The organism is Bacillus sp. L_1B0_5 (assembly GCF_000836715.1).
In the GTDB taxonomy this organism is placed as follows: Bacteria; Bacillota; Bacilli; order Bacillales; family Bacillaceae_G; genus Bacillus_A; species Bacillus_A thuringiensis_S.
Genome location: NZ_JXIS01000065.1, coordinates 1 through 943 on the forward strand (window position 1 = coordinate 1; position 943 = coordinate 943).

Here is a 943-nt window from a genome sequence, read left to right on the forward strand (position 1 = left end):
TTTTCCTGGAAGAATGATAGTAAGCCAAACTATCCCTAGAAAGGACGGATTTACTAGTATGATAACCAATTTTGATCAGAATCAATCCATTTTACAGATTTTATTTGCATATGTAGACAGTTTAACCATAGGAGGCGTTCCGCCTGTTACAGGCCGCCCACCAATATGTAGAAAAGCTTTACTGAAATGTTTTTTCTTGAAAACCGTATTCCAAATCGACTCTTTACGTAAATTAAACCGTTTTTTGCATCAGTATCCTTCTTTTCGTGCATCTTGTGGTCTATCTTTTGTTCCCCATATTTCTACTTTTTCGCGTGTAGGCGCTTGGTTTCGTAAAGAAGGTATTCCAGCCATTCATGAAAAGATTCTTCAGGAGCTTAATTTAGGACTCATTCCGTGTGTTTTAATTGATAGCACAGCCTTACGGAGTAGTTTGTATGATTCACAAGCAAGGTGGGGAAGATCGACTCGTTATGGTTGGTATAGAGGATATAAAGCTCATGTTTGTTCAACACCAGAAGGTGTTGTGTTGTCTTACACATTTACAACAGCAAACATACACGATAGTAAGATGGCTCCTGTATTACTTCAAGACATAGAAGGCCAAGATGTGTTGTTTTCCGTTGCAGACGCTGCTTATGATAGCCAATCCATTTATAAAATAGCAAGTACGTGTGATATCTTTCCGGTAAATCCCATTAACCCACGAAATGGCGAACAAATTAAAAGTTCACACCGCCGTGTGTTATCACATTTTGTAAATACAGTCTTTGGGAAACAGTTGATGAAAGAGCGCGGGAAAATTGAACAACAGTTTAGCAATCTCAAAGATAAAGGGCTGGAACAGCCACGTTGGTATGGTCAAAATCGCTATCTACTGCATGTTCAGCTAGTTTTTCTGATTCATAACATTGCATATTTATTTTAGTTTTGCAACACCCTC

1 protein-coding gene is annotated in these 943 nt (G+C 38.4%); it reads left to right on the forward strand.

Annotated features, from left to right (window positions below; all coding sequences use genetic code 11):
* Positions 1 to 58 precede the first annotated feature (58 nt).
* Complete coding sequence (locus tag RT27_RS20765) at positions 59 to 928, forward strand: ISNCY family transposase (RefSeq protein WP_043937287.1); 870 nt, start codon at positions 59 to 61, stop codon at positions 926 to 928.
* Positions 929 to 943 lie beyond the last annotated feature (15 nt).

Coding starts and splice junctions, on each gene's coding strand:
- RT27_RS20765 (WP_043937287.1), top strand. CDS start 59: ATGATAACCAATTTTGATCAGAATCAATCCATTTTACAGATTTTATTT.